Annotated in this window: 3 protein-coding genes; 1 reads left to right on the top strand and 2 read right to left on the bottom strand. The window is 47.5% G+C overall.

All coding sequences use genetic code 11. The annotated features are described in order from the left end of the window. Window positions 1-139 precede the first annotated feature (139 nt). Complete coding sequence (locus VIM87_RS29820; RefSeq protein ID WP_332000508.1) at window positions 140-622, bottom strand: chorismate pyruvate-lyase family protein; 483 nt, start codon at window positions 620-622, stop codon at window positions 140-142. 93 nt (window positions 623-715) lie between these two features. On the opposite strand from VIM87_RS29820, the gene VIM87_RS29815 reads away from it, so the two are divergent. Next, complete coding sequence (locus VIM87_RS29815; protein WP_332000507.1) at window positions 716-1750, top strand: right-handed parallel beta-helix repeat-containing protein; 1035 nt, start codon at window positions 716-718, stop codon at window positions 1748-1750. 28 nt (window positions 1751-1778) lie between these two features. On the opposite strand, the gene VIM87_RS29810 is transcribed toward VIM87_RS29815, so the two are convergent. Further along, window positions 1779-3676, bottom strand: a 1898-nt coding sequence (locus VIM87_RS29810; protein WP_332000506.1) for an outer membrane beta-barrel family protein, incomplete at its 5' end; no start/stop codon positions are given.

The raw sequence follows: 3676 nt of genomic DNA, 5'->3' as shown, positions 1-3676 counted from the left end.
CTTTTGCGCTGCTGCGTAAAGAAAACATCTACCTCACTCAGGATGCCGGGAACAGCGCCATAAGGGATGGAGAGCTCTCCATCACACAACACGTTATCGCTGCGGTAATCCTTTATTACCTGCCTGTGTTTTTCATAGCTCATACCCTGCTGATGGATTCTTCGTTGAAGTATTCGCAAATGGATCCGATGTTCCTGCCGGCCACCCAGTAATCATATTGCTTTTTAAAGATCAGCGGCGACCGTACATTTAACAGCACGGCCAGCTCAGGGTCTTCCTCCTCGCTTACGGAGATATTCTTTTTTTCGATGGATGCGGGATCGTTAAAGCTATGGAACACCGTGCCTATTGGCAGCTGCTCATCCATAAGCGCCACATACTCTTCCGGGGTAAGGCCTTCTTTATTCAGATAGCTGATGCAGTAGAGCACCGGTCTTTCAGAAGAATAAAAGTACAAACGCACCACCCGCTTTATAACCTGGCAAGCCCGTATCAGCGTTTCATCCTGCGACTCAATAATTACTTTCAGGCGGCTGCCTTTTACCGATTCAAGAAAAAAGGTAGTTGAACCGCTTAATTCCATAAGCTGGCTTATCAGATCCAAAGAATCACTCTGTAACATGCTGAAAAAGTATTAATTCCGGGTAAGACGTAATTGTTCCAATAAATAGACGTAATTTATCCACTCCATCTAACCTCTAATCATTAAAGATTTATGTACAAACTAGCTATCGGTTTATTCCTCTTATGCGCAATGCCCTTTGCAAGAACCACCGCGCAAACCTTATTTGTAGATCCGGTAAAAGGCCGGGACAATGCCACGGGAACCGTGAATGATCCCTTGTTAAGCATTGGTAAAGCGGTGGCCCTGGCCAATGATTTTACCGGGAAAGAGCCTGTTACCATAAAGCTGGCGCCCGGCTTACACATCCTCACCGACCAGGTGGTGCTGAAGCCTTTTAAAACGAAGGATGACGCTACTCCTTATACCATCGAAGCTGTGGTTATGCCGGATGATACCGGCTGGATGCCATCCAAAATGCCGGTGATACAATCCATCTCTCCAAACAATAAGAACTGGGCGAAGTTTGATCATTGTACCGGCTTCCAGGTAGAAAGAAATAATACCCGCTTTAAGGGCCTGAAGTTTGTGGGCAATACCAATCCCGCTGTAGTTTATTACTATACTATTGAACGCCATTTTCAGGAGCTGAAAGATATGGAGGTATCGCAGTGCATCTTTGTGGGCAACCGGAACTCCGCTCCCATCCAGGGCGCCCTTTTTGCACAGGGCAGCGGTATTAAGGTGGATCATTGTATTTTTTATGAATGCAAGAATGCGCTTTTGCTGTTCCTTTCCGTGAATGGTTTTTCACTGACCAATTCTATTATATACGGCGCTTACGAAGGCGCTATCTGGTTCGGAAAATATTCGGATTTTGTTTTCAGCAACAATGTTATAGCCAATAACAGCTGTTTCTGGATCAGCATGAAAGATTTTACGCCGCAGTATACTTTCAGCAATTCGCTGATCACCGATAATAAGATCTTCATGGGGCTGAACAACGATGGTAATATTGTAAGTGATGATAAAACAGTACCGGTAACAAAAAATGTTCAGCGTTCCGGCAAAGTGCTGCTGCATGTGGTAGATACGGATACTATTCCCAGGAATTACCTGCACCTGGCCCCTGCATCAGCCGGCCGTGATATTCCTGCCGGCCTGTTCAGGGCTGCCGGCAGCCGCTGATCGCAATAAGGAGCTATCCGGCCTGTTATCAGCCGCCGCCGGCCCTTTGCTGCTCGCTATCACTGCTGCCGGTTTTACGGTTGCGTTTAGCAGCATCGCTTTCCTTACCAAAGCGGTAGGTGAATGACAAGCCAATGGAGCGCGTATCAAATACGTTCCGGTAGCTAACCTGCGCCTGCTGCACGTTAATGATCTCTCCCCGTACTTTCAATGTGCGGAAGAGATCTTTTATATTCAGTCTTATCGAGGCTTTGTCATTCAGGATCATTTTCTGCACGCCCATGTCCAGCTGGCCCATGGGCTCTTTTAAAAATTGCCCGGCCAGGTTCTGTGAAATATACATTCCGTAAAGCTCGGCGCTCCAGCCCCTGTTAAACTTAAACTGGTTGAACAGGGAGCCGCTCCAGGTGCCCTGGTCGGCATCCAGGGTTTGGTTGTTATACAGCGCGGATTTATATTTCCGGTACTGGTATTCAGCATGGATATTACAGGTCCACCATGGAGTTACATTCAGGGTTGAATTAACCAGCAGGCCTGTCTGATAGCTCTCGCCAAGATTTGCATTGCGGCTAATGAAGCTGTTGCCTGCCTGCTCAATGGTTTCCCTGATCTCCCCCTTTGTTCTGTTATACAGCAGGGTGGCGGAAAAAATGCTCCTGTATTTATAGGAAAGCTCTATATTATCCGTGTACTGCGGCTTTAGAAAAGGGTTGCCTGCGCGGTAAGAGAACTTATCCCTGAAAAAAAGGAATGGATTCAGATCATAATAAGTGGGCCTGTTAATACGCCTTCCGTAAGCTGCCGTGACCGTGCTCATACCAAGGGTATCCAGCTTATAAGAGACGTAAGCTGTTGGGAAAAGGTCGGTGTAGTTCTTTTCAAAAGCGGAATCCGGTCTTTCAACGCTGCCCAGCTGGTGCCCTTTTGCGCGGGTATTCTCTATCCGCAAACCGGCCTGTATGGCCCATCTTCCGGCCTCTTGGTTAAAATTCAGGTAGGCTGCGTTTATATTCTCCTTATATAAAAAATGATTGGTTTTGCCATAGTCGGGTTTCAGATCGCCTTCGGTTCCGGCAAAATATTCCGCAGCATAATCCGTACTTACATAGCTCGCCTTTACGCCTCCTTCTATCCTTGCTTTGTCCGTGAGCGGATGTATATAATCTGTTTTTGCGGAGTAGATAGTAATATCGCCGGGAAGATCGCCCAGCAGAACATCCCTGCTTGTAAGCGCTCCATCGGGCGTATAGATGTAGTTCCTGAACCACTGCTGCCCGCCGGAGCTGTAGCGGATGTAATCAAGATCAGCGGTCAGCATTCTTCCCGTGCTGTCGTACTGGTGCTGCAGGTTCAGGTTAATGCCGCCGTTCTTCCACCGGTAGTTGCCGGCCAGGTCTCCGTGAATAAGTGAATCCAGCTGCACGGCCGGCCCGTACACGTAGCTGTCCGTGGATTTTTTATCTGAATTGGGCCTGGTAACACCGTTAAAATTAATCCCCAGGGTTGTTTTCCGGTTCAGGTAATAATCAAGGCCCAGCTTAACATTTGCTACGTCGGTAACATTCTTTGTAAAAATGTCCATCTTAACTTCACTGTCTGCGGCGCCATCTGCTTTAAAATACCGCCGGCTCACATCATTTTTAACAAAGTCGCGGATGCCCGCATAGCTTATGTTCGCAAATACATTCACCTTATTGTTCCGGTAATTGAGGTTCAGGGCGCCAAACGTTTCCCAGTAAACGGCCTGGGTATAACCGGCCGCCATATTTCCATTAAATCCCCTGATCTTACTTTTCTTTGTTCTGATATTAATAACGCCGGTATTGCCGGAAGCATCGTACCTGGCGGGCGGGTTTGTGATCAGCTCAATTTTATCTATCGTGGCGCCGGGCAATGATTTCAGGTAATTGGTAAGGTCTGCTCCGG

Origin of the sequence: Chitinophaga sp. (assembly GCF_036569125.1) — a bacterium.
In the GTDB taxonomy this organism is placed as follows: domain Bacteria; phylum Bacteroidota; class Bacteroidia; order Chitinophagales; family Chitinophagaceae; genus Chitinophaga.
Note: the sequence above shows the minus strand (reverse complement) of the source record. Positions and strands in the feature narration are given on the sequence as shown.